The sequence below is a fragment of the Neobacillus sp. genome (genome assembly GCF_031988165.1).
In the GTDB taxonomy this organism is placed as follows: Bacteria; Bacillota; Bacilli; order Bacillales; family Cytobacillaceae; genus Neobacillus; species Neobacillus rhizosphaerae.
In genome coordinates this window covers 69,888-93,631 of the sequence record NZ_DALZYO010000021.1, presented here as the reverse complement: position 1 = coordinate 93,631, position 23,744 = coordinate 69,888, and the positions used below count along the sequence as shown (strand labels likewise).

General features: G+C 37.7%; 23 protein-coding genes. 15 read left to right on the top strand and 8 right to left on the bottom strand.

From position 1 onward, the window contains the following. Window positions 1-368 precede the first annotated feature (368 nt). From adhE to RTR43_RS14325, 6 genes are all read left to right on the top strand, one after another. A complete protein-coding gene (gene adhE / locus RTR43_RS14350; protein WP_312472871.1) occupies window positions 369-2,972 on the top strand; it encodes a bifunctional acetaldehyde-CoA/alcohol dehydrogenase in 2,604 nt (867 codons plus the stop codon). A 399-nt stretch (window positions 2,973-3,371) separates the two neighbouring features. After that, a complete protein-coding gene (locus RTR43_RS14345; RefSeq protein ID WP_312472868.1) occupies window positions 3,372-5,003 on the top strand; it encodes a long-chain-fatty-acid--CoA ligase in 1,632 nt (543 codons plus the stop codon). A 14-nt stretch (window positions 5,004-5,017) separates the two neighbouring features. Continuing rightward, window positions 5,018-5,842 carry an alpha/beta fold hydrolase gene (locus RTR43_RS14340; protein ID WP_312472865.1) on the top strand — a complete coding sequence of 275 codons (825 nt, stop codon included), beginning with the start codon at window positions 5,018-5,020 and terminating at the stop codon, window positions 5,840-5,842. Between the two features lie 28 nt (window positions 5,843-5,870). Continuing rightward, on the top strand, window positions 5,871-6,611 hold the full coding sequence (locus tag RTR43_RS14335) for a hypothetical protein (RefSeq protein ID WP_312472863.1): 741 nt from the start codon (window positions 5,871-5,873) through the stop codon (window positions 6,609-6,611). Window positions 6,612-6,629: 18 nt separating this feature from the next. Continuing rightward, window positions 6,630-7,370 carry a hypothetical protein gene (locus RTR43_RS14330; RefSeq protein ID WP_312472860.1) on the top strand — a complete coding sequence of 247 codons (741 nt, stop codon included), beginning with the start codon at window positions 6,630-6,632 and terminating at the stop codon, window positions 7,368-7,370. 22 nt (window positions 7,371-7,392) lie between these two features. After that, a complete protein-coding gene (locus RTR43_RS14325) occupies window positions 7,393-8,466 on the top strand; it encodes an alpha/beta fold hydrolase (RefSeq protein ID WP_312472858.1) in 1,074 nt (357 codons plus the stop codon). A 62-nt stretch (window positions 8,467-8,528) separates the two neighbouring features. Here RTR43_RS14325 and RTR43_RS14320 read toward each other — a convergent pair whose 3' ends face one another. Next, window positions 8,529-9,311 carry an alpha/beta fold hydrolase gene (locus RTR43_RS14320; RefSeq protein WP_312472857.1) on the bottom strand — a complete coding sequence of 261 codons (783 nt, stop codon included), beginning with the start codon at window positions 9,309-9,311 and terminating at the stop codon, window positions 8,529-8,531. 147 nt (window positions 9,312-9,458) lie between these two features. Between RTR43_RS14320 and phaQ the strand changes: the two genes are divergently transcribed. The 3 genes from phaQ (at window position 9,459) to RTR43_RS14305 (ending at window position 12,065) form a co-directional block, all read left to right on the top strand. Then, window positions 9,459-9,896 (top strand): poly-beta-hydroxybutyrate-responsive repressor, encoded by a 438-nt coding sequence (gene phaQ, locus RTR43_RS14315; protein ID WP_312472855.1) that lies wholly within the window; start codon window positions 9,459-9,461, stop codon window positions 9,894-9,896. Further along, window positions 9,877-10,476: a hypothetical protein gene (locus RTR43_RS14310; protein ID WP_312472853.1), complete on the top strand. Its 600-nt coding sequence runs from the start codon at window positions 9,877-9,879 to the stop codon at window positions 10,474-10,476. The genes phaQ and RTR43_RS14310 overlap by 20 nt, the downstream gene beginning before the upstream one ends. A 395-nt stretch (window positions 10,477-10,871) precedes the next feature. Then, the gene (locus RTR43_RS14305; protein WP_312472852.1) at window positions 10,872-12,065 is read left to right on the top strand and encodes a coiled-coil domain-containing protein; all 1,194 of its coding nucleotides are present in this window, start codon (window positions 10,872-10,874) and stop codon (window positions 12,063-12,065) included. A gap of 38 nt (window positions 12,066-12,103) precedes the next feature. On the opposite strand, the gene RTR43_RS14300 is transcribed toward RTR43_RS14305, so the two are convergent. From RTR43_RS14300 to RTR43_RS14290, 3 genes are all read right to left on the bottom strand, one after another. After that, window positions 12,104-12,532, bottom strand: coding sequence for a hypothetical protein (locus RTR43_RS14300; RefSeq protein WP_312472851.1), 429 nt, complete (start codon window positions 12,530-12,532; stop codon window positions 12,104-12,106). Window positions 12,533-12,703: 171 nt separating this feature from the next. Continuing rightward, window positions 12,704-13,144, bottom strand: a complete 441-nt coding sequence (locus tag RTR43_RS14295) for a DUF6114 domain-containing protein (protein ID WP_312472850.1) — start codon at window positions 13,142-13,144, stop codon at window positions 12,704-12,706. A 39-nt stretch (window positions 13,145-13,183) separates the two neighbouring features. Beyond that, a complete protein-coding gene (locus RTR43_RS14290; protein WP_312472847.1) occupies window positions 13,184-13,768 on the bottom strand; it encodes a DUF6230 family protein in 585 nt (194 codons plus the stop codon). A 287-nt stretch (window positions 13,769-14,055) separates the two neighbouring features. Between RTR43_RS14290 and RTR43_RS14285 the strand changes: the two genes are divergently transcribed. Continuing rightward, on the top strand, window positions 14,056-15,243 hold the full coding sequence (locus RTR43_RS14285) for a response regulator transcription factor (RefSeq protein ID WP_312472845.1): 1,188 nt from the start codon (window positions 14,056-14,058) through the stop codon (window positions 15,241-15,243). Window positions 15,244-15,595: 352 nt separating this feature from the next. After that, the gene (locus RTR43_RS14280) at window positions 15,596-16,426 is read left to right on the top strand and encodes an undecaprenyl-diphosphate phosphatase (protein WP_312472843.1); all 831 of its coding nucleotides are present in this window, start codon (window positions 15,596-15,598) and stop codon (window positions 16,424-16,426) included. Between the two features lie 150 nt (window positions 16,427-16,576). Here the strand turns inward: RTR43_RS14280 and RTR43_RS14275 are convergent, their stop codons facing one another. Beyond that, window positions 16,577-17,386 carry a glycerophosphodiester phosphodiesterase gene (locus RTR43_RS14275; RefSeq protein WP_312472842.1) on the bottom strand — a complete coding sequence of 270 codons (810 nt, stop codon included), beginning with the start codon at window positions 17,384-17,386 and terminating at the stop codon, window positions 16,577-16,579. A 223-nt stretch (window positions 17,387-17,609) separates the two neighbouring features. On the opposite strand from RTR43_RS14275, the gene RTR43_RS14270 reads away from it, so the two are divergent. Further along, window positions 17,610-17,720: a YjcZ family sporulation protein gene (locus RTR43_RS14270; RefSeq protein WP_248735781.1), complete on the top strand. Its 111-nt coding sequence runs from the start codon at window positions 17,610-17,612 to the stop codon at window positions 17,718-17,720. Window positions 17,721-17,741: 21 nt separating this feature from the next. Then, window positions 17,742-17,891, top strand: coding sequence for a YjcZ family sporulation protein (locus tag RTR43_RS14265; RefSeq protein ID WP_312472841.1), 150 nt, complete (start codon window positions 17,742-17,744; stop codon window positions 17,889-17,891). A gap of 65 nt (window positions 17,892-17,956) precedes the next feature. Here the strand turns inward: RTR43_RS14265 and RTR43_RS14260 are convergent, their stop codons facing one another. The 3 genes from RTR43_RS14260 to RTR43_RS14250 all read right to left on the bottom strand — a co-directional run bounded on the left by RTR43_RS14260 (window position 17,957) and on the right by RTR43_RS14250 (window position 20,730). Beyond that, window positions 17,957-18,382, bottom strand: coding sequence for a YkvA family protein (locus RTR43_RS14260; protein ID WP_312472839.1), 426 nt, complete (start codon window positions 18,380-18,382; stop codon window positions 17,957-17,959). Window positions 18,383-18,579: 197 nt separating this feature from the next. Continuing rightward, complete coding sequence (locus tag RTR43_RS14255) at window positions 18,580-20,319, bottom strand: AAA family ATPase (protein WP_312472838.1); 1,740 nt, start codon at window positions 20,317-20,319, stop codon at window positions 18,580-18,582. A gap of 150 nt (window positions 20,320-20,469) precedes the next feature. After that, window positions 20,470-20,730: a hypothetical protein gene (locus tag RTR43_RS14250; protein WP_312472837.1), complete on the bottom strand. Its 261-nt coding sequence runs from the start codon at window positions 20,728-20,730 to the stop codon at window positions 20,470-20,472. A 195-nt stretch (window positions 20,731-20,925) separates the two neighbouring features. On the opposite strand from RTR43_RS14250, the gene RTR43_RS14245 reads away from it, so the two are divergent. Further along, entirely contained in the window at window positions 20,926-22,506 is a 1,581-nt protein-coding gene (locus RTR43_RS14245; RefSeq protein WP_312472836.1) for a peptide chain release factor 3, read from the top strand. Window positions 22,507-22,643: 137 nt separating this feature from the next. Further along, complete coding sequence (locus RTR43_RS14240; protein WP_312472835.1) at window positions 22,644-23,744, top strand: SDR family oxidoreductase; 1,101 nt, start codon at window positions 22,644-22,646, stop codon at window positions 23,742-23,744.

Genomic DNA, 23,744 nt, shown 5'->3' with positions numbered 1-23,744 from the left:
ACGCCCGCGGAAAGCGAAGCGCCTGGAGCGCAAATCAACAGACATGTTGCATGAACAATATTATAACAAATTAACACGGTGAAATATTAAAGTGACATAAAAAAATAAAGGCTGTTGAGCTTGTGTTTTTTTTTGCCATTTTGATGTACGACATATTCGAATTACGATAATTGTGAATTCTTTTTGAACTTTTTAAAAATGAATGGTTATTCATTCATTTTTGCGCAAGATTCGACAATTTCTTAAATAGTGCACATGATATATTTTATCCATTAGTGGAAAAGGAGTGAAGGAAAAAAGTTTGTTAAGCTTTGAAAGCCAACTTGGTGTCATTTAGTAAAAGATTGATGATTCTGGAGGGATGTTCGATGGCAGTAAAGGAAAGAGTCTTACAAGAGAACCATAATGTCGCTGCGATGATTGATGTATTAGCGAAAAATGGAGTAATAGCATTGGAGGAATTCCGTTGCTACAATCAGGAAATGGTTGACGAAATCGTTAAGCAGGTAGCTCTAACTGCTCTTGAAAACCATAAGGAGTTGGCCAAGCTTGCAGTAGAAGAAACAAAAAGAGGCGTTTATGAGGATAAAGTTTTCAAAAATATGTTTGCTACAGAGTGTATTTATAACAACATCAGGGATATGAAAACGGTTGGCGTGATTAGTGAAAATGAGAATGAAGGTATGGTTGAGATGGCCGAGCCAGTCGGTGTCATCGCTGGTGTCATTCCAATTACTAATCCTACTTCAACGGTTATTTTTAAAGCTTTGATTTCACTTAAAACGAGAAATCCAATTATTTTTGCGTTCCCTCGCTATGCTCAAAAATGCTGCACGATTACAGCCAAACTGGTTAGGGAAGCAGCGGTAAAGGCTGGTGCCCCTGAGAACTGCATCCAGTGGATTGAAAATCCATCTCACGAAGCCTTTCAAACCTTGATGAAACATCCAAAGATTTCACTCATCCTTGCAACTGGAGGGCCGAACTTAGTAACAGCTGCTTATAGTTCCGGGAAACCTGCACTTGGTGTTGGTGCCGGAAATGTACCTTGTTATATTGAAAAAACGGCCAACATTAAACGGGCGGTCAACGACCTTATATTATCGAAAACCTTCGACAACGGCATGATCTGTGCTTCAGAACAAGCACTTATTATTGATAAAGAGATTTATGAGGAAGTAAGGCAGGAATTATTAACCAACAACTGTTATTTCCTCAATGAAGAAGAGCGGAAAATGCTAGAGAAGATTGCTATAGACCCAAAAACATCTTCACTTAACCCAATGATTGTCGGCTTACCAGCATTTATGATAGCGAAAATGGCAGGGATAAATGTACCAGCCAATACAAAGATTTTAATCGCGGAAGTAGAAGGAGTAGGACCGAAATACCCGTTATCATGTGAAAAATTAAGTCCAATTTTAGCATGTTACAAGGTTAATAGTTTCGCCGAAGGCCTCCTCATTGCGGAGGAAACGTTGGAATATGGAGGTCTTGGTCATTCTGCCGCCATCCATTCGGCTGACCAGGATGTGATTGATAGTTTCGCCGCTCGAATGAAGGCTGGCCGAATCATTGTCAATACACCATCAACCCATGGGGCAATTGGGGATATTTATAACACATCTTTACCGTCCTTAACCATCGGGTGCGGGACTTATGGAGGGAACTCTGTGTCACAGAATGTTGGAGCAGCAAATTTAATTAATATCAAGAAGGTAGCGAAGCGAAGAACAATGACTCAGTGGTTTAAAGTACCGTCACAGATTTTCTTCGAGAAAAACTCTGTACAAACGCTTGCTTCCATTCCAGGAATTTCGAGGGCATTCATTGTTACCAGTGGAAGATCCATGAAAAATGGCTTTGTCGACAAAGTGCAATATTATTTAAAAAAGAATCAAAACAACGTTCAATGTGAGATTTTCTCTGATATCGAACCCGAACCTAGTATTGAAACCGTAATGAGTGGTGCGGACCGGATGAGAAGGTTTCAGCCGGACTTCATCATTGCCTTAGGCGGTGGCTCGGTAATGGATGCAGCAAAAGCGATGTGGCTGTTTTATGAACATCCGGATACCGACTTCAAAAGTTTAACACAAAAATTCTTTGACCCAAGTAAACGAGTCGTTAAATTCCCAACTCTTCGCTGCAAGGCGAATTTCATAGCGATTCCTACTACTAGCGGTACAGGCTCAGAGGTTACAGCCTTTTCCGTTATTTCAGATAGGAAAGCAAATAGGAAATATCCGCTTGCTGATTTTCAGCTGACACCAGATGTAGCTATTATTGACCCGCAGTTTGTGATGACAGTTCCGAAATCTGTCACTGCAGATACGGGCATGGATGTTTTAACCCATGCGATTGAAGCGTACGTTTCCGTTTTGGCGAATGACTATACCGATGGTCTGGCCTTAAAAGCCATTCAGCTCGTATTTGAATATTTGCCTAGAGCCTATCGAGATGGCAACGATGAGCTTGCCCGCGAAAAAATGCACAATGCAGCGACTATTGCGGGAATGGCATTCGCTAATTCCTTCTTAGGAATTAACCACAGCCTTGCCCATGTCCTTGGTGCTGAGTACAACATTCCGCACGGACGTGCTAATGCAATCCTGCTGCCGCATGTTATTCGATATAATTCAATGAAACCAAATAAATTCATGACCTTCCCTAAATATGAACACTTCATTGCTGACAAACGATACGCAGAAATTGCCAAAATGCTAGGTCTTTCTTCAAACACGACGGAGGAAGGAATTGAAAGCTTAATCAATAAGATTGTTGAGATGGCCAAGGAACTGGATATTCCAATGAGCATCAAAGCCACTGGAATCAATGATGAAGAATTCGAAAGCAAAGTAGAGGCCCTTGCTGAAAATGCTTTTGATGATCAAGATACGATTGCCAACCCGAGAATGCCGCTTGTAGGAGAGCTTGCGGCTATTTATCGCCAAGCATATATAGGCGTTTAAGTAATGTTTCTTTTTAAAAATCAGTCCCAGCGCTCTCTGGGGCTGATTCAAAGTATTTAACACTATAAGTAGAAGTTTTATCTTAAAAACCTTTATTACAATACCTTTTTCCGTGTAAATAAGTATGTCAATTACCGAATGTTTTGTGAACAATAAAAAGGTTTTTGTCTAAATACATCGAAATTTCAATTGATTTTTGTTGTATTTTGTTACTGTTTGACAGAAAAGACACCCTCCTATACTTAATATTATGAAAATTGATGAAATATGTCGATAATGGGACATTTACAAAAATCTTTTTTAAAACAATAATTTAAGTGGTTACAACTTCTTCCAACTTAAAAATAGTGAATCCATAAAATGTTTGAAATTGGAAGGGAAAACAAGGAGGGGAAAAATGTGGATTATCAGAAAAAGCCATGGTTAAAATTTTATGATTCCAGAATCAGTGAAGAGGTTTCAAATGAGTATGACTCGTTATTCGACCTTTTGAAGCAAGCGGCAAACATTCATAATGAGAAGCCTGCGCTGACGTTTTTCGGGAAATCATGGAGCTATAAAGAAACCAGAATGATTTCTGAGTGGCTAGCTGCTTCATTATATCGGATTGGGTTTAAAAAGGGTGATCGAATGGCTATTATGCTGCCGAACTGCCCTCATTATATTTTTAGCCTATTTGCCACGTTCAGAATAGGCGGAATCGCCGTCCAGGTAAATCCGATGTATGTGGAAAGGGAAATTGAATATGTTCTAAATGATTCTGAGGCTGAATACATGGTTGTTTTTGAAGCCCTTTACCCTAGGGTGAAGCAAGTTCAATCGAGAACTTCATTGAAAAAGCTTATCGTAGTTGGTTTTGGCGGTAAGAAGGTTGAACTTGCCGAAGGAGACCTTTATTTTGAGGATTTTTTGACACATGACAATGTTATACCTGAAATCCCAATCGACATAAAGGAAGATGTTGCCATCTTACAATACACAGGAGGTACAACGGGGGTTTCTAAAGGGGTTATGCTGACACATCATAATCTCTTGGCCAACATAATTCAGGTATGTGATTTTACTTACAATGCTGTAGACGAAAAACCAGAAAACTTTAAAATTGTTAGTGTTCTCCCGATGTTTCATGTATATGGACTTTCCTGTAATGCTCTTTCAGGGATAAGAATAGGCTGCAATCAGTTAATATTACCTCGCTTTGATGTAAATGAAGTGTTAGAACTTATTAAACGAGAAAAACCATTCCAACTGACGGCTGTTCCAACAATGATATTCGCTTTGAATAGTCACCCTGATTTAGAAGAGAGCAACATTGGTGATATATATTATTTGAGCAGTGGTGGTGCTCCACTTCCTGTCGAACAGGTTAAATCATTTGAGAAGAGAGTAGGTAAACGATTAGCAGACGGCTATGGACTATCGGAGACCGCACCATCAGCTATCTCCACTCCGCCATTTCTTCCGAGAAAATTAGGAAGTGTAGGGATTCCGATACCTGGTACGGAAGCGAGGATTGTAACAGAAACGGCGGCAGGCTATGTGGATGTTCCTGTCGGAGAAGCAGGAGAGCTAATCTTACGTGGCCCGCAGGTTATGAAGGGATATTGGAAACGTCCAGGGGATACCGAGATGGTGTTAAAAGACGGCTGGCTCTTTACCGGTGATATCGCCAAAATGGATGAAGATGGATACTTTTATATATTGGACCGCAAAAAAGATCTTATTATTGCAAGTGGCTATAACGTTTACCCACGCGAAATAGAAGAAGTATTATACCAGCATGAAGGGGTCGAGGAGGCTATAGTTGTTGGTATTCCAGATACTTATCGAGGTGAAACAGTAAAAGCATTTGTGAAGTTAAAAGCAGGATTAACGATTACACCAGACAAACTAATTGCATTTGCAAAAATTAATCTTGCTCCATATAAAGTACCGAAAGATATTGAAATCCTTGATGAGCTCCCTAAATCCTCCGTTGGTAAACTATTACGGAGAATGCTCCGGAAAGAGGAAGAAAAAGTCCAAATCTAAAAAGGAGATATCGTATGCCAATAACAAATGTAAAGGGGATTGAGCTGTACTATGAGGTTCATGGTACGGGCGAACCGCTGTTGTTAATCATGGGATTAGCCCATAACTCTTTATCCTGGAAAAAAAGCCTACCCGCTCTTACTGAAAATTTTAAGGTTATTATTTTTGATAATCGCGGTACAGGTAGAAGCAGTAAACCAGAAATCGCTTACTCAATTGAAATGATGGCTGAAGAAGCAAAGGCTGTTTTAGATGCAGCTGGTGTGGATACAGCACATGTTTATGGTATTTCAATGGGAGGGATGATTGCACAACGTTTGGCACTTATGTATCCTGACCGAATAAAATCCCTAATCCTTGGATGTACAACATCAGGTGGAATCAAACAAGTCCAGCCTGAACCAGATGTTATTATGACCTTATTATCTGGTGCATCCATTCCAACCACACCACTAGAAGCAGCTTGGGCATCTGTTCCTATACTCTACAGCCAATACTTCATAGAAAATCACCGAGATTCCATCGAAGAACACATACAGACAATGATCGAGATTCCAACACCTCCCCATGGGTTCATGCAACAACTTCAAGCATGTCTTGGACATGATACCTATGATGAACTTGAAAAAATCACCAAACCTACTCTAATTATTCATGGTGATAAGGACAGACTTATCCCTGTTGAAAATGGAAAGATACTAGCGGAACGAATCGTATATTCTGAACTATATCTCATCCCTGGTGCTGGACACCTCTACGTGACAGAAGCGCAAGTGGATGCCGATACAAAAGTGATTGATTTCATAAAAAAATACCCAATAGAGCTGGGAACTAATTAAAAATTTCTTTGAGGAGGATTCGAGTAATATGGCTGACAAAAAAGAATATGAAAAAGAACCTATGAAAGAAACTAAAAAGAAAAAATCAGAAGTTGAACCCGTGACAATAACTGAAGCAAAACAGGAAGAAAAGGTAGAACATGAAAAAGTAGATGACCGAGTTCTTTCAACGAAACCGGAAGAAGAAAAGATGGTTGAAAAAGTGGAAGAGGAACAGCTTTCTAGCTTAGATATTCTATGGGGGCATGCATTCGGTGAGATAGACCAATGGGCAAAGCACGCTGATTTCCGTGATGAGATTTTTCTGAAAGAAGCTAAGTACTTTGCTGAAAGCGTGTTAAGAAATCAGGGAAACCTAAAAGATATCGCTGAGCAATTCAATAAGGAATTTGCTGAATGGGAAAGAACTGCTAGAGAAGAATTTTTAATGTCGACTACCAGCCTCCAGCATTTCTTTCCAGTTAAATCCTACGAAGAGATAAATGCGCAAATTGATCAAATCCAAAAGAAAACTATGTCAATTCTTGCTACTCCATGTCAAACCTTAACAAAAAATCTGACAATGGAAAAATATCTGGAAATCATCGACCAATATATTGCACTTCGTAAAAAAGGACGGATGCAATATATTAAAACTGTTAAACAGGCAGGGAACCTAATTTATGAAAATCAAAAAGGCTTTGTAAATCTTTTTGCCAGACAGATCAAAACATTAATGTTTCCATTAAATAAGTACATGGAAAAAACAGAAGAACTTACTAAATCATAAAATCAAGGGGGATACATCATGGCTACAGGTAAAACTTATGATCCATTCGCAGGCTATAAGCTTGTGAGTGAAATGTGGGAGAAACAATTAAATGGTCTTTTATATAAGTTGACAGACAATAAAGAATTTGTGCAAACGGCAAATATAGGTCTTGATGCCTATTCACGTTACCTAGAGAGATTAAGAAAGAATCAAGAGCTTATTGCTGCTTTTATGAATATTCCTACAAAAAAAGATGTGGCAAATGTAGCAAAACTGTCCATACAAGTCGAAGAAAAAATGGACATTCTAGAAGAACAAATTTGGAATTTACAGGATGGCTTAAGCTCATTAAATAAAGGAAATTTAGAAATGTTTCAAGAGACGGTGAAAATCGTCAAGGAAATGAAGACTGAATTTCAAAAAATAGCCAGAGAGGTTTCGGAAACCAAAAAAATGAAAGCAGACCTTCAGGAATTGCGACAAGGTCTTGTGGATATGAAGATTATTCAAGTCAACCTTCAAGAATTAAGAAAGGAAATAGAAGGGATTAAAAGCATAAAGGCAGATATAAAGCAATTGAATGATAGTAAGGAGTCTAATCATATCCAAACGGATATCCAGGAATTGAAGCTTGGTGTCGCAGAGATATCAAATATGAAGACTGATCTTGCCGCGTTGAAACATCTTATCGAAAAAGACAAACAAAAGCAGAAAAAAGAACCAGAAAAAGAGCAGGATAAAGAACTAGTGCTCACTGGAGTAAGCAAATCTAATTAATTCGGAAAGGAGCAAACAGTTAATGAGCACTAAAGCGCTAGAAAGCAACCTTTTACTACCCATAAAAAGGGAAGCTAAACGGTGGAACCAGCTTTATAAAATTATGACCGAGCCTAAGCCGGATATAGTGCCAACACCAAGAGAGTGTGTTTGGAAAAAGAATAAAACAACTTTGTGGTTTCACCCTGCCAAAGAAAAAAAATATGAAACTCCAATATTTTTAGTTTATTCACTTTTGAATAAGGTGTACATTTTAGACATTGGTGAAGGGAGCAGCGTGGTTGGGGGGCTTACTGAACGGGGCTATGATGTCTATCTTTTGGAGTGGGGATCCCCTGGACTTGAAGATAGTGAGCTTACACTAGATAATTATATAATTGATTATTTAGAAAATGCTGTCAAACGAGCATTAAGGCATTCAGGAGCTAAAGATATTACTATGGTCGGATATTGTTTAGGCGGGACCGCGGCAGCCATCTTAACTTCAATAACTAACCTCCCTATTAAAAATTTAGTCCTTGCGGCCTGTCCGGTTGATTTTAGCGTCGGTATCGTGCCAGATAAGTGGCTGGAAGGACTTCAAAATGGACAGCTTAGTTTTGACCGGTTTGCAGATGCACATGAAACGATTCCATCAGAATTTTTGTATTTAATGTTCAGAATGCTTTCTCCAGTTTATGGAAGTCCTAAAATCAACTTAATTACCCGAGCACATGATGAAAAATATGTGGAAAAGTGGCGCCGCATGGACAAATGGACAAAGGATACTGCCTCGTTTGCTGGAGCTGCCTTTAAACAAATGTTTAATGATCTTTATAGAGATAACAAACTTCTAAAGGGAGAATTAATGATTGGCGGCAGGAAAGTAGATTTAAAAAATATTAAGTGTCCGCTTTTCGTTTTCTCCTGTTCGCGTGACAATCTTATATTAGAGCAACAAAGTCTTCCAGTAATGGAGCTTGTTTCAAGTGAGGATAAGACGTATAAGGTTTATGAAGGGGGTCATGTATCCCTAGCATTGACAGGAGCTTTCGCTGGAATTATGGACCCATGGCTTGCTGCACATTCACAAGAAATTCATGAAGTACTCACATAAATGAAGTGTAACAGAATAAATGATTAACGGGAAGGAACCCCATCCATCCCGTTAATCATTTATTAAGAGGCAATTTTTTGTTGTTTGAGGAATTTCCGTAATAGGTAATTAAACCGGTCTTTTGCTTCCAGTTTGGCAATATGGCCGGTATTCCTCAAAATGATAAATTCTGAATGTGGAATCTGTTTGTGCATACAAGCCTGAATCCAGACAGGTAATACGGAATCATATTGACTACCAATAATAAGAGTGGGGATATTTACCCTTGGTAATAAGGATAAATTATTAACTTCAAGGCATGCCTCAAAGGATTTAATAAAAATGTGAGGCTTTGGTTTGAAAAAGTCTCCAAACTTTTCGACTGTGTCTTTATTCCAACTATATAATGCCATTCGTGATAAATACTCAAATTCTTTTCCTGTTGCTGATAATTCAACAAATTTAGCTTTATGTTTTTTTAATAATATACTCTTAATCACGTTTGGGAAATAATGGAATGTGCTAATCAGCATGAGGGAACGGACTAGAGAGGGATCCTGTCGGAAAATTTCCTGTGCCACTGCTCCACCCATTGATAAACCCAAAATGTGAGCGTTTTCAAATCCTAACTCCTTTAATAGACCAATCACATCAGCAGCAAAGTTTTGAATAGTTATACCATCGATTTTTGTACACTCTCCGTGACCTCGTAAATCAGGAATAATCAATTCATATTGATCCGCTAATTCAAATTGATTTTGCCAGCTCTCCTTGACCTCACCTAATCCATGGATCAGTACAACAGGTTCCCCATTACCAAAATGTAAGTAAGGAACTCCCAACTTACTCACTCTAACTTTTTCCATTTTACACCACCTTATATTTTTATTAAGTTTATATCCAAGTTTAGTTTATTGTAAACCTTAATATAATGCATATAATAATATTTATTTATGACCTTGACGAAATATTACTCATAGGTGTAAAATACATATAGGTGAGGTGATAAGAATATGGTAAACCAAGACAATCAAACAGTCAATCCATCCAAAAATTTTGTGCTGCCATTTATTTTATTGCTTCTTAGCAAGGTTTCTCTACATGGGTATGAACTTAGCCAGAAGCTTGAGTCATTCGGGTTTAAGTCGCTCGATCAGGGGAATTTATACAGATTGTTAAGACAGCTTGAAAAGGACGAACTTCTATCATCAGAATGGGATACAACAGGAAGTGGTCCTGCTAAGAGAAGATATTCAATCACAAAAGCTGGTGTTACATACTTAAAAGGCTATGCCAATCAACTAGAAACCTATCAATCACTTTTAGATCAATTCTTCAAAATGTATACCAGTTTCTTTGAGCTCTATATTCCTTCATTTCAGAAGAAGGATCCAATAGAGAAAGTAAATAAAAGTAGGAGGAGGAAGGACGATGGCACAGAAGAAAATTGAAACGGTTCTAGCTGCTGATGAATCAATGATTCCAGCAGCAGAGGAATCGATTGCTACAGGTTCATTTGTAAACACATTTTGGGATCAGTTTGAGCAATCTCGCGAACGTGCACTCAAGCTTCGGGAGAATCGGGAGGACGCCTATATTAATGCATTAAGGGAGTTCATCAAGTTCAATAAGCAATACCGCAAATCAATTGGCAAATTGTATGAGCAAACCAAAAAAACAAACAAAGACATGATAACTGAACTGATGCACCAATTTAATGCCGGCAAAGAAGAATTAAAAGACGAAGCTATTCCATCTAATGACCGAGAAGAACTTAAAATACAACTGAAAGAGGTTTCTGGACAATTAGAGAAACTAGCGCTTACACCATTAAAATCTATTATCAATATGGTCGATCAGTTGGAGGATAATTTTGAGAAAAATGCGGAATCAAATGTAGCCTATGCACGTGAACGCAGAAATGCATGGTTTCGGGTTCGAAAAGAATATGTTAAATTAGCAAGAAATACCCATTTAAACCTTGTCAATCGCGGCAAGAGTGGTCTTAAAGAGCTTGTAAAAACTCAATAGCATTTAATAAATATTAAGGAGAATTAACAGCATTGAATGACAAAAGAATCCTTTATAAAAGTTAGAACCACAATCTCCATCAAAATGAAGAGATTGTGGTTTTTTATTGTCTTTGAACTACGGCTCCAAATTTACAGTTGAAATATAAATGTAATATTTTTATTACTAATTTGGCAATTTTAGATGATATACTTTGAATCAAGACAAAATAGGATGATATTGGGTTTTTTTTGTGATTTTGGTCATACATAAGATGATTAGTAGATTGATAAAATTGCTTTGAGACATAGGGAATTGTCAGATTGTGTAGAATTTGCAGATATTTATTACTAGTCTTCAATACATGAATTCTGTTACTCTTGATAATTTGGATATTAAGAAGGTAGGGAATTAGAGTGAAAAAGAAGCTTATCGTACTTAGTGCAACAATGTTATTGGGAAGTGGAAGTGTATTCTCACTTCCTGCTTTAGATGCAAAGGCAACAAGTCTTAAAAGTATTCAGGAGCAGCGTTCAACTGTTCAATCAAAAATTACAAATGCGAATGACGAAATTTCTCAGATACAAGATGAATTGACTAAATTAACAGAACAGATTAATAGAGTCGAACAAGCAATTATTGATAATAATAATATGATTGCCCAGACAGAAGAAAAAGTAAAAGCATCAAAGGTAGAAGTGGTAGAGCTTGAGCAAGAAGTGACGACTATTAAGAATAGAATCGATAAACGTAATGAAATATTAAGGAAACGTGCAATGTCGATACAGGAAAGTGGCGGAAAGGTTAGTTATATTGATGTCATCCTTGGTGCATCAAGCTTCAGTGATTTTGTTGGCCGACTTGGTGCGGTAGCAACAATGGTAGAAGCAGATCAAGACCTTGTAAAGCAGCATAAGGAGGATCAGAAAGAAGTCGAAAAGAAACAAGCTTCAGTAGAAAAGAAACTGGAGGATTTACAAAGCATGAAAACAGAGCTTGAAGGAATGCAAGCTCAGATATTAGAACAAAAAGAGCAAAATAATCTATTAAAAGAAGAACTTAAGAATAAAGAACAAGAAAAACTTTCTGGAAAGGCTGAATTACAGCAACAAGATAGTTCGCTTGCTTCAAAGGAAGATCAACTTAGAGGATCCACTCAAAATTCAATTGTCTCAAATACTGCTGGTCTAAATGTATCGATACCAACCACATCTAATGAAGCGATTAATATTGTTATCCATGCTGGAAATAAATATATAGGAAATTCTGTTTATGTTTTTGGCGGTGGCAGAAACGCTTACGATGTCGCTCATGGCAGATTTGATTGTTCTGGATTTGTTTCTTGGGCATTTGCCCAGGCTGGGATAAAAGTCGGTGCTCAAACAGATATTTTGAAAAATATGGGAACAAGGGTATCGTTAAGCGAAGCCCGTCCAGGAGACATTGTGTTCTTTGATACGTATAAAATAGATGGCCATGTGGGTATCTATCTCGGTGGCGGAAAATTCATCGGATCACAAAGTTCTACAGGAATTGCCATAGCAGATATGACGTATGGGTATTATCAACAGAAATTTAATGGGCGTGTAATGAGAATTATCAACAACTAATAAAAATAAACAGAAGCGATGCCTTGCATCGCTTCTGTTTATTGCTGTTTGATTGAAAGTAATTGTTCTAAAAGTGCTTTCGTTTGGAGGAGTTCACCCTCGCTCTTTGGTTCCATTTCGACCTGACCACCATTATTAAAACTTAAATTGAATTGTGGGAGCACCGAGCTATCTGTTCTTACTAAATGAGCCAATAATTTTACATTTTTTAGGCCGATATTACCGGTGGATGGTACATAGTGCTCGCTGAAGCCGGCGTTGGTTATATTTAAGCTTAAGTTACTAAAAAGGGCAGCATCTTTATGGGTCATATCAATTGTAATAAGCCCATTTGGTGTTTGAACTAATTTCTTAATTATTAAGCCTTCTGCTGTAAGATTTTCAAATTTTAATTCCAGCATAGGCAGCTCCTTTTGTTCTGCCGAATTGCCTACCGTCATAGCAGGGTTTTGCATCGTACCTTCCATTTTATTCGCCTCAATAATAAAACCAATAATTGTCGGATTACTAGCAAAACTATCCTTTGTAAGAAGGAAAAGCCCACTAAAAGTTAGAACCAATATGATAATTATCTTAAAAGTATTATTTCTGAGTAACAATGCCATCACCATTTCTACGAATGCTATAAGTATTTTGGATTATTCCGGTAAAACTTCCTTTCCGGATGCAACTTCTTTTTCAGCAAAATGATCTTGATTTGGTTGTTTTATCGAGTCGTTGGTGGCCAGCTCAGGTTTCCAGGCAATCAAGAGTGAACCTCCAATAATTCCAAGAATCGTTCCGATAAGGAAGCCTCCTAATGCTCCCATAATCGATAATACCGACGAGAAAATCGCCAAAACACCAAGAAGGGTGGATAGTCTCGGCATGATATATGAAAGTACTCCCATTAAAAGTGTCAGGCCGCCTAAGAAGAAGCCTACGAATAATATACTTCCTGGGGCAGCAGCTACTTCATATAGCTTCGCAGGCACCCACAAAATGATTAGTCCAGAAAGAATACACAAGGTCGCCCCCGAAAAAGGGCGCCTTGCTCTCCAATTCTTAAACCTTTCACGTTTTGAATAAGTAGAGTTCATTTTTATCATCCTTACTCAATAGTTCTATGATGCCAGTAATTATTTCAATTTTTCAAAGTAAACCTTCATTCCAGGTAATGAAACTGTTTTTTGGAAAAGATATAAGGTTTGCAAATTACCATTTTCAATTGTAATTTTATTAGCACTTTGGGTGAATTCTTTGGCTATAGCCTCTCTAGGGTCTTTAATATCTGCAATGTAATTTTCAGACATTGTAAGCTCTTCAAATTTAGCATCACCATTTACCATGGTAGCTTTTTGAAGTAGGCCATTAATAACAACAGGTTTATCAGAAGTAATGACAACGCGGATTCCAAGAGCTGGGATTGCTTTAGAAATTTCTAAACCATTAATGGTTGCTTTATCAATGGCATTGACTGCAACGGGGTTATCTTTTGTGGTTGCCCCATCAGCAACACCACCATAAAGCTGAAAACCTTCCCCAACCATTTTATCGAACTTTACGGTAAATTCTCCGAAGCCACTTAATGGAGCCGCAACTGCCACACCTGTAATCCCAAAAGTTGCGAGTAACGATCCTAAAAATAAAAAACCACCTAATAATGCAAATACTAGCTTCTTCTTGACTGTTTGCCCTCCGATAATAATTGATTCAGCTGTCATACTTTCTTGCCTCCCTTTTTTTGTTTTAAAAGTGTAAGCGTTTAACCAGTAATTGTAATTGCTTGCACTATTCGTCACAATTTTATGATAAGTAAATAAATTTAGAAATCCCTACATTTGTAGGAAGTTTTTCCTATAATTGGACAAAAAAGAACAGGAGACAACAAAATAACCTAAAAGAATGATAAAAAGCAGGAGTTTTGACATGTCTAGCTGAATTATCTATAGATACAAACGAATGGATAATAAAAAATAATAACAGCTTAGATTTTCCAGGAAGGAGTGTGATGAAAGTGTCGAAGTCATTAAACTACCATATGGACAGTCTCTTAAATGATGCACTAAAAATATTATCTAATTATCAGGAAGACCTTTTACGCGAGTGGGCTCTTACGCTCCAATCTCTTAAAAATACGAACAAGAAATCAGTTGCGGTTTTTGAATTTATTAGTGAATATCTTGTAAGGTTTTTAAGATCAGTCAATGAGGGAACTATTGATATTTATCAGCTTTTGAATGAGATTCAGGATGATTGGTTGGCTCACTTCCAAAGACGTCCGGAACCTGAGGCAATTTTCTTCCATTTAAATCTGTTGGAAAACGCTGCACATAAGGTATTAAAATCGAGGATTGCTTACTCTTCAAAGCTGCATCCTTCGATTCATTATTTATTTTCGAAAATAAGTGAAGTAATGCTTTTTCAATCGGAAAAAGAGAATCATAGCATTTGGAAGGATGCCGTAATTCTCTTTAATGAGTGGATTATCCGTTCGCAAAATTTTCAAGAATCAATCGAAAATATCTGCTTTGGATTTGGTTATTTTCTCCCATTTAAACGAAGTGCTCTATTTAAATTTACCAATAAGGAAAGTATCGGGGTAGGTTTGTATGGACATCATTTAAAGAACGAAGAAGTTCAAGCAATTGCCGAAAGAATTACCAATATCCCGGTGCTCAATCAAAGTCTTGTGAAATTAAAATCTCAAGGGCATGAAATGAAAAATTTTCAGCCAATATATATCCCTTTAGCAGAAAATGATATTCCAGAAAAGTATGTTAAAAAATTTGAACTTTCTTCCTTAATTATTGTTCCGATTTATGTTCCTGAGGAAGGAAAGATCATAGGTGGAGTTGTTTTAGATCAAGGACCGGGAACACATTTTACCCTTGATACTAGTCTTTTTCCTGCACTGATGAAATTTGGACAAAGCTCTGGGGAATTATTATCAAAGTTTATCGGGGCAGATATTAAAAAGCAAGACTTACCCGAAAAGGATTCCATCTCCTTATCTCCAAGGGAAACTGAAATAATTAAGCTTTTGGCAGATGGCGCTTCAACTGCAGAGGCAGCCTTAAAGCTTTATTTAAGTGAATTTACGGTAAGAGATTACATCTCAAATATTATGAAAAGACTGAATGCGCAAAATAGAACAGAAGTAGCTGTTAAAGCCATTCGGATGGGAATAATAAAATAATTTATGCCGATAAGTTACAAAAAAATAGGTTCATAACGACTGTACCACAGAAAAAAGCGTGCCGCTGGTCAATATAAGAGGTTCATAACGACCGTACCCCAGAGAAAAGGGTGCCTCTGGTCGTTATAAGAGATTGATAAATATCGCTCAGACTGTTTAAGAGGTTGCATTTTACATTGTAGAAAAAATCACTGAAACTATTTGTTCATATATTTCGTTTGGAATAGAGAAAGTAAAAAATACATAAGTTTGGAAAATTTAATCTTGCAAATCTGGGTAGTTAATTAGTAGAATAGGAAAGTCATTTACTATTAAACCGTTTAGGTGCATTAAAGTTAGGAGATATGACAACATGGATTTATTAATGATGATTAAAGCAATTATTTTGGGATTGGTAGAAGGGTTAACAGAATTTGCACCAGTTTCATCAACCGGGCACATGATAATAGTTGATGATATGTGGCTGAAATCTGAAGAATTTTTGACTACTCACGGTGCCAACACCTTTAAAGTGGTTATCCAGCTCGGTTCAATCTTGGCTGTGGTCGTCACCTTTAAAGACAGATTTATCGATTTGTTAAGTTTAGGCCGTTTTAACAAACGTGCAGATCAAACGCAGGGACGGCTAAAACTAACTCAAGTAATAGTTGGTCTTATTCCTGCGGGAATTTTAGGGGTCCTCTTTAACGATTATATTGATGATCACTTATTCTCGACGACGACGGTTTTAGTCGGGTTAGTGATTGGTGCGGTATTCATGATTATTGCTGACTTAATTGGTCCCAAAAATCTGAAAACGGAAACGGTTGACCAAATTACCTACAAGCAGGCATTGACAATTGGTTTATTTCAATGTTTCTCCCTTTGGCCTGGATTCTCCCGTTCAGGTTCAACCATATCAGGTGGTGTATTGATGGGGATGAGCCACCGCGCAGCAGCTGATTTTACTTTTATCATGGCAGTTCCGATTATGGCTGGTGCAAGTTTTCTTTCTTTATTAAAAAATTGGGAATATATGACAATGGATTCATTGCCGTATTTTATTGCAGGATTTATAAGTGCTTTTATTTTCGCGCTACTCTCGATTCGCTTTTTCTTAAAACTTATTAACAAAATTAAACTTTTACCATTTGCTATATATCGAATTATTTTAGCAGTGGTCATTTATATTATTTTCTTTTAAAGTATTAGGCAGCTTCACTTAGAGGCTGCTTTTTATATTGTGAAAGATTTGAAATTATTAAACCTAAACCGTGCAGTTTGAATAGGTGAATAATTAAGAATTAGGGTCTGCCACCTAAGCATTTTTTTAAAACCAAACCCTAAATGTCCATCAAAAAATATCTGGAAAGTCAGATATGATTCCGTCAATATTATAGCGCTTTAATAGGTGGACATCCTTATTCTTTCTAACCGTCCAAACCAGTGTTTTGAAGCCATGGTGGTGGATTCGTCTAATTAGCCGTTTATTTATCATTGTGATTTTGGGGTTTACATAGGCGGCATAGGATGAAAAAGATTGAAGTTCTTTATTGGAAAGTCCCTTTACTCCCCTTTTTTTTACTAAAACCCCAATAGGCACAGAAGGCAGGAGTTTATGGAATCGTTTTAATGAGTTTTGGTCAAAGGACTGAACAATGATTTTATCAGTTTCCCCTTTAGTAAGACCTCTTTTTAACAGTTCGTTTGCTACTTTTTCCTCGATTCCGGGATATAAGGAAGGTTTTTTTAACTCGATTAATAATCCGGTTTTCTCGGCAAATTCATCTAAAAATCCACTAAAAGAAAGGATTTTTTCCTTAGAGAACTTTGGATGAAACCAGCTACCTGCATCCAATGCTTGCAATTCTTTTAGGGTAAGGTCCTTAACTTGCCCTTTTCCATTCGTTGTCCGGTTTATCGTTGGATCATGTATGATCACTAATTTGTTGTCCCTTGTCATTTGGATATCAATTTCAAGGTAATCAACACCCAATTCTATTGCTTTCTTAAAAGAAGAAGCCGTATTCTCTGGACAGTATCCAGCAGCACCTCTATGGCCAATTTTTATAGGTATCTGACTTTTAGGAATACGAGTCGATCCTTTTACCATCCGAATTGCCACCATGAAAATAAATAATAGAAGGGATGCAATAGATCTCAAAGTGGTTGGCTCCTATCCATGCTTATTTGTGACAATGGTAAAAAATTCAGACTTAATTGTCAACCTAAAAAAGCAATCATTTTGCATCGAAGTGATTTAGACAGAGATACCGTAGAGATATCAGCCCATTTTTTTCAAAACTTACTAATATGGATATGTGTCTATCGCACATTTTTATCTAGGTGAATAGGATATATAGAAATCAAAAAAGGAGGTAATGTAAATGTCTGGTGCAGCAGTTGGAGTTGGCTATGGCAGCGGATTTGCCCTACTTGTCGTATTGTTCATTTTGTTAATCATTATCGGAGCTTCTTGGGGTTGCGGATTCTATTAAAATAAAAAGGAGGAAATAAATATGTATGGATATGGTGGATATGGCGGTTACGGCTATGGTGGATGTGGCTGTGGTTATGGCGGAGGAGTTGGCTTTGGCGGCGGTTTCGCTTTAATCGTAGTGTTGTTTATCCTGCTAATTATTGTTGGTGCAGCTTGTTTCAGATGGTAATCAAACTAGAAAATAAATAAGCGTACTGTGGAATAAGCCTTTACGCTTTATGATACCCGCTTGATTTACTCAAGCGGGTTTTCAGGTGCATAGAAGGTGGCAGCCTGTTTCCATTTCTTAAATTCAGCTAATTCAGTTGATAATGTTTTAACGGTATAGCCAATAACAGCAGCGTCATCCACTAAACCAAGGCCAATAATAAAGTCTGGGATTAAGTCAATCGGTGAAATAAAATAAAGAATGGCTCCGATGACGGTAATGATCGTCCTAGTTGAGATATTTTTATAATCACCTTTAGAATAAGCTTTAACTAATTCAAATAATAATTGAAGTTTTTCCCAGGTATCTCCCAAGCTTCTTTTTTTTCGGTTCGCTTTTTTTTGGGCTTGTTCAAGCAACCCCTGTGTTTTTTCCTGATTATCAATGTAACCTTTAGCATCATCACTATATTTTCGCTGCTCTTTTGCGAAGAATTCATCTTTACCAAACAAATTGCACACATCCTTTTTGCGGAGTTCATCCTTAGTTTACCACCAAATTAAATAATCCATTAGCTTATTTCGGTTTTTCAATGGAAAAAACCAGGTGTGAACGGAGCACCTGGTTTTTTTATACTATTATCATTAATATCATTGAACATCGATTACTGTCTAGTCTATACAATGTGCAAAGGAAATGTTCGCTCATATTATACTAGGACAGGGGTATTTATGTTCTGATTAGACTTACCTCGTACAATTTCTTCTATTTCAAACCCTTCTAGTGTTTCTTTTTTTAATAGTGCATCAACTATTTGTTCATACTGATATTGATGGCTATTAATTAGCTTTTCTGATTTTTCTAGGCCTTTTGCAAAAAGCTCCTGCATTTTTTCTTCTTGATCCTGTTTGTTGAAGGTTAAGGTGAACCCATCTTGAAGCATACCGGTATCCACCATTTGATCGATGATTTGTTTTGCCTGCTGTACGTCACCGCTAACGCCAATACTATGTTCACCAAGAAATAGTCTTTCGGCAACCCCTCCAGCTAGTACCATTGCAATCCGGTCGAGCAGGTCTGAGGTTGTCGACAAATGCAACTCTTTCGGAATTGGTGCAACATAGCCAAGGGCTTCACCGCGGGGGATGATGGTTGCTTTTCGAACCGACCCAGGCTTGGTAAGGGACGCGACAATTGCATGACCTGCTTCATGAATGGCAACCCTCCGTTTTGTATCAAGATCCTGTAAGGAGCGGGAAGTGCTTCCTAAAATTGTTCGATCAAGCGCATAATCAAGGTCTTGCTTTTGAATCATGTCCTGGCCATTTCGAACAGCTCGTCTGCTTGCTGTTTCAAATAGGGACTGAAGCTCAGCACCAGAGAATCCTGAAGTGCTTTCTGCAAGATTATCTAAAGTAGTTAGGACATCTTTTGCAAGAGATTTTCCTTTTATATGAATGTCAATGATTTCTCTTCTTCCTTTCGTATCTGGAAGTGGAACATGGAAGGAGAAGTCAATTCTTCCTGGGCGTAGGAATGCTTCATCGAGCATATCCTTTCTATTTGTCGCTGCTATAAATAAAATTCCGTCATTGGAGTGGCCGCCATCAAGCTGAACAAGAAGTTCGGTAAGTGTTTTTTCGGCTTCCTCGCCGCCATGGGCTTTCCGTCTGCCGGCAAGTGCATCCACTTCATCGATGAAAATAACTGCAGGACCTTGTTTTCGTGCAGTTTGGAACAAGGAACGGACACGGCTAGCTCCGACACCAACAAATAGTTCATTAAAAGCCGATCCGCTTGCCGAGAAGAAAGCAGCATTTAATTCACGTGCAATTGCTTGGGCTAATAAGGTTTTACCGGTACCGGGAGGCCCGTATAACAGAATCCCTTTTGGTGGTTTAATCCCTAATTTCACAGCACGTTCCGGTTCTTTTAGGGTAGAGAGTGTTTGCATGATTTCTTCTTTCATTTCTTCTCCGATTCCGCCTACATCTTCCAAGGTAATCGATGGAAGCGGACGTAACTTGGCAACACTTTTCTTCATTGAATTATTTAGACCAAAGCCACCTTTTGTTTTTTGCAGAGCAAATGCAGCACCTGCTAATAAAATTATGACTCCTCCCATAATCCATTTTCCGTAAGGACTGCTAGTAGAATAGGAGTAATCAATATTATATTTTTCTACAAGCTTATCAACCATTTGACTGTTTGGCGGAATATGAGAAACAAATTCTGAGTTTCCTACCTTTAAATTTAGGCTGCCGTCGGCTTGTTCAATAAGTGTAACTAATTCCCCATGTTGTTCTTGAATGATTTTCTCGACGGAAGAGAACGGAATGGAGACGGGGTTATTGGTAGTCTGGATAAACCAAACGAATCCAGCGATGCCTATTATTAACGCTGATAACAGCGGAATTAACTTTGAAATTTTCTTTTTACTTTGATTCATTTCCTTCATCTCCCTTTAATAAGGTCATAATTAATTATAAAGGAATTCCCAGTAAAATGGATGTGGGAAACGGTGGAAAGTAATCGTTTCTAATACAAAAAAACACACAAACCTCAAACCATAAAGATAAAGGTTAGTGTGTCATAAAAACTATGATAACAATCGAAGATGGGGAATAATTGGCATTAATACACTTTGAGCAAGTACACCTATGCTAACATTGATACTCGATGCTTTACTCCAATTAAAAACATGAACTTTTTCGTCTTTCCCTTCATACAAAAATAATAGTTGTTCTCCTTCTTCAACAATTCCTATTTTTTTAAATGTAACGTTATTTTGCTGAAGAACGATTTCAAATGCTTTTTGCAATAAATCTAAAGTCGGTTTATCGAATGTAGTAATGTTCATGGTTCCTCCCAAGATTATATGTTATTTAGGCACCTTTTTTAATCATTACCGCCTCCCTTCATTATATTCTTTTCATTCGTTCGATTAAAGAAAATAATCATTATTGTTAAATTGAAATATTGCAAAGTTAACGTTTGCGAGATAAGATTGAAGTTATGGACAAAAATTTTCGTTGTCAAAAGAGAGGAAGACAAGATGGGTACCAATTTTAAACAAGAAGTATTGTCGCGCCGGACATTTGCGATTATTTCCCACCCGGATGCTGGTAAAACGACACTAACGGAGAAATTATTATTATTTGGCGGAGCGATACGCGATGCTGGAACAGTTAAGGCGAAAAAAACAGGGAAATTTGCTACGAGTGACTGGATGGAAATAGAAAAACAACGGGGAATTTCCGTAACCTCCAGTGTGATGCAATTTGATTATAATGGATTCAGAGTCAATATTTTGGATACTCCTGGACACCAGGATTTTAGTGAAGATACGTATAGAACCTTGATGGCAGTTGATAGTGCGGTAATGATTGTCGATTCTGCCAAAGGGATAGAGGAACAAACACTCAAACTTTTTAAAGTATGTCGCATGCGCGGAATTCCGATTTTTACGTTTATGAATAAGCTGGACCGACAAGGGAAATCTCCACTGGAGCTTCTTGCTGAATTAGAAGAGGTTCTTGGAATTGAATCCTATCCGATGAACTGGCCGATTGGGATGGGGAAAGAGTTTCTTGGTATTTATGACCGGTTTAACAATCGAGTTGAACAATTTCGTGTAAGTGAAGAAGAACGGTATATCCCATTAAATGAAGACGGTGAAATAGCAGGAGACCATCCGTTAAAGACATCTGGGCTATATGATCAAACACTAGATGAGATCATGCTCCTAAATGAAGCAGGTAATGAGTTTTCAGCTGAAAAGGTGGCTGCAGGTACATTGACACCTGTGTTCTTTGGAAGTGCATTAACAAACTTTGGGGTTCAAACCTTTCTAGAGTCGTACCTAAAATTTGCTCCGCCGCCAAAGGCTCGTAACTCTTCGATTGGCGAAATTAATCCATTAGGGGAACAATTTTCAGGCTTTGTTTTTAAAATCCAAGCCAATATGAATCCTGCCCACCGTGATCGGATTGCCTTTGTACGCGTTTGTTCTGGGAAATTTGAACGGGGGATGACGGTAAATATTCCACGTTTGGGGAAACAATTAAAGCTTTCGCAATCGACTTCTTTTATGGCTGAAGAACGTAATACCGTTGATGAGGCCGTCAGTGGTGATATTATCGGTTTATACGACACGGGTACCTATCAAATAGGGGATACACTGACGACTGGAAAAGATGATTTTCAATATGAAAAATTACCGCAGTTTACACCGGAATTGTATGTCCGGGTATCTGCGAAAAATGTGATGAAACAAAAGTCCTTTTATAAAGGAATTCAGCAGCTTGTTCAAGAAGGGGCAATCCAGCTCTACAAAACCATCAAAACGGATGATTATTTATTGGGCGCGGTTGGACAGCTGCAGTTTGAAGTATTTGAACATCGGATGAGAAATGAATATAATTCAGAGGTTTTAATGGAACGAATGGGTTCAAAGATTGCCCGCTGGATTGAAGGCGATGTCGTGGATGAGAATCTATCGAGTTCAAGAAGCCTTTTGGTGAAGGATCGTTATGATCATTATGTATTTTTATTTGAAAACGAATTTGCTCTTAGATGGTTCCAAGAAAAAAATCCAAGTGTGAAACTTTACAATCCAATGGATCAGAATGAATAAAACAGCGGCGGGGTTGATCCCCGCCGTTGTTTTATTTTTAAATAATACTGAAAATTCAGACTAATTACCCATAGACGAACCTTTTTGAAAAAAATTACAATAAATACATCCATCGTAATGTATAATGAGGAGGAGATGTGTTGAAAAGAGGGTATTTTTTCACAGGCTTTCCAGGATTCATTTGTAATCAATTGATTCGTGAAGTATTGAAAAAAAATAATTTGCAAGGGAATGTTTTTGTTCTTGTCCTTCCAGGGATGGTTGAAAAAGCGATTTCGGAGCGCCATGCTATAGTGTTAGAACTTGGTATATCGGAGTCATCTTTCACGATCATTGAGGGGGATATTACAAAAAAAGGTCTGCTGAATAACCCTGAAGACCAGTCAATTTTAATGGAAGAGGTTACCCATGTTTTTCATCTTGCGGCTATTTATGATCTCGCCGTTCCTAGGGATATTGCTTATAAAGTAAATGTAAATGGAACGGATAATGTGAATCAATGGGTAAAGGGGCTCCCAAATCTCGAGAGGTATGTGTACTTTAGTACGGCATACGTGGTGGGAAAAAGAGAAGGAACTCTTTACGAGACCGAACTCATTAGACCAGATAATTTTAAAAATTATTATGAAGAAACAAAATATGAAGCTGAGGTTTTGGTTGAAGCCTTAAAACCTAGCGTCCCAATTACCATTATTCGCCCAGGAGTAACGAAAGGTCATTCACATACCGGTGAAACCATTAAATTTGATGGTCCTTATTTTATTATGAATTTTTTAGAACGGTTAAAATTTCTCCCCATCATACCACGACTGGGTAAAGGGGAAGCGTTTGTTAATCTTGTTCCTATCGATTATATTATTCAAGCAACTTCGTATCTCGGTTTTTTAGATAAGGCTTCTTGTAAAACTTATCATTTAACGGACCCGCATCCATACCGTGCATCAGAGCTTTATGAGATTATGATGAAGGAATTACTTAATAAACAGCCAAGAGGCATGATTCCATTAACACTTGGTAAATGGTTTTTGTCGATTAAACCAATGAGAAGATTTCTTGGGGTTGAGAAGGAAGCACTTGATTATTTTACGTGGATGGGTCAATTTGACTGCACCCAAGCAATCAACGATTTGCAGGGTTCGGGAATTAGCTGCCCTGACTTTAAAGAAGGAATCAAGCCGATGACTAACTTTTATTTAAAGCAAAAAGACAACCCAAGCTACCACATTAACATATTATAA

Excerpts from the sequence above, each read along its gene's own strand:
- RTR43_RS14270 (WP_248735781.1), top strand. The coding sequence starts at position 17,610 with ATGTCTGGTGCAGCAGTTGGAGTTGGCTATGGCAGCGGATTTGCCCTA.
- RTR43_RS14295 (WP_312472850.1), bottom strand. The coding sequence starts at position 13,144 with ATGAACTCTACTTATTCAAAACGTGAAAGGTTTAAGAATTGGAGAGCA.
- RTR43_RS14245 (WP_312472836.1), top strand. The coding sequence starts at position 20,926 with ATGGGTACCAATTTTAAACAAGAAGTATTGTCGCGCCGGACATTTGCG.
- RTR43_RS14300 (WP_312472851.1), bottom strand. The coding sequence starts at position 12,532 with ATGGAAGGTACGATGCAAAACCCTGCTATGACGGTAGGCAATTCGGCA.
- RTR43_RS14280 (WP_312472843.1), top strand. The coding sequence starts at position 15,596 with ATGGATTTATTAATGATGATTAAAGCAATTATTTTGGGATTGGTAGAA.
- RTR43_RS14330 (WP_312472860.1), top strand. The coding sequence starts at position 6,630 with ATGGCTACAGGTAAAACTTATGATCCATTCGCAGGCTATAAGCTTGTG.
- RTR43_RS14250 (WP_312472837.1), bottom strand. The coding sequence starts at position 20,730 with ATGAACATTACTACATTCGATAAACCGACTTTAGATTTATTGCAAAAA.
- RTR43_RS14325 (WP_312472858.1), top strand. The coding sequence starts at position 7,393 with ATGAGCACTAAAGCGCTAGAAAGCAACCTTTTACTACCCATAAAAAGG.
- RTR43_RS14285 (WP_312472845.1), top strand. The coding sequence starts at position 14,056 with ATGAAAGTGTCGAAGTCATTAAACTACCATATGGACAGTCTCTTAAAT.
- RTR43_RS14290 (WP_312472847.1), bottom strand. The coding sequence starts at position 13,768 with ATGACAGCTGAATCAATTATTATCGGAGGGCAAACAGTCAAGAAGAAG.
- RTR43_RS14255 (WP_312472838.1), bottom strand. The coding sequence starts at position 20,319 with ATGAATCAAAGTAAAAAGAAAATTTCAAAGTTAATTCCGCTGTTATCA.
- adhE (WP_312472871.1), top strand. The coding sequence starts at position 369 with ATGGCAGTAAAGGAAAGAGTCTTACAAGAGAACCATAATGTCGCTGCG.
- phaQ (WP_312472855.1), top strand. The coding sequence starts at position 9,459 with ATGGTAAACCAAGACAATCAAACAGTCAATCCATCCAAAAATTTTGTG.
- RTR43_RS14340 (WP_312472865.1), top strand. The coding sequence starts at position 5,018 with ATGCCAATAACAAATGTAAAGGGGATTGAGCTGTACTATGAGGTTCAT.
- RTR43_RS14335 (WP_312472863.1), top strand. The coding sequence starts at position 5,871 with ATGGCTGACAAAAAAGAATATGAAAAAGAACCTATGAAAGAAACTAAA.
- RTR43_RS14310 (WP_312472853.1), top strand. The coding sequence starts at position 9,877 with ATGGCACAGAAGAAAATTGAAACGGTTCTAGCTGCTGATGAATCAATG.
- RTR43_RS14265 (WP_312472841.1), top strand. The coding sequence starts at position 17,742 with ATGTATGGATATGGTGGATATGGCGGTTACGGCTATGGTGGATGTGGC.
- RTR43_RS14320 (WP_312472857.1), bottom strand. The coding sequence starts at position 9,311 with ATGGAAAAAGTTAGAGTGAGTAAGTTGGGAGTTCCTTACTTACATTTT.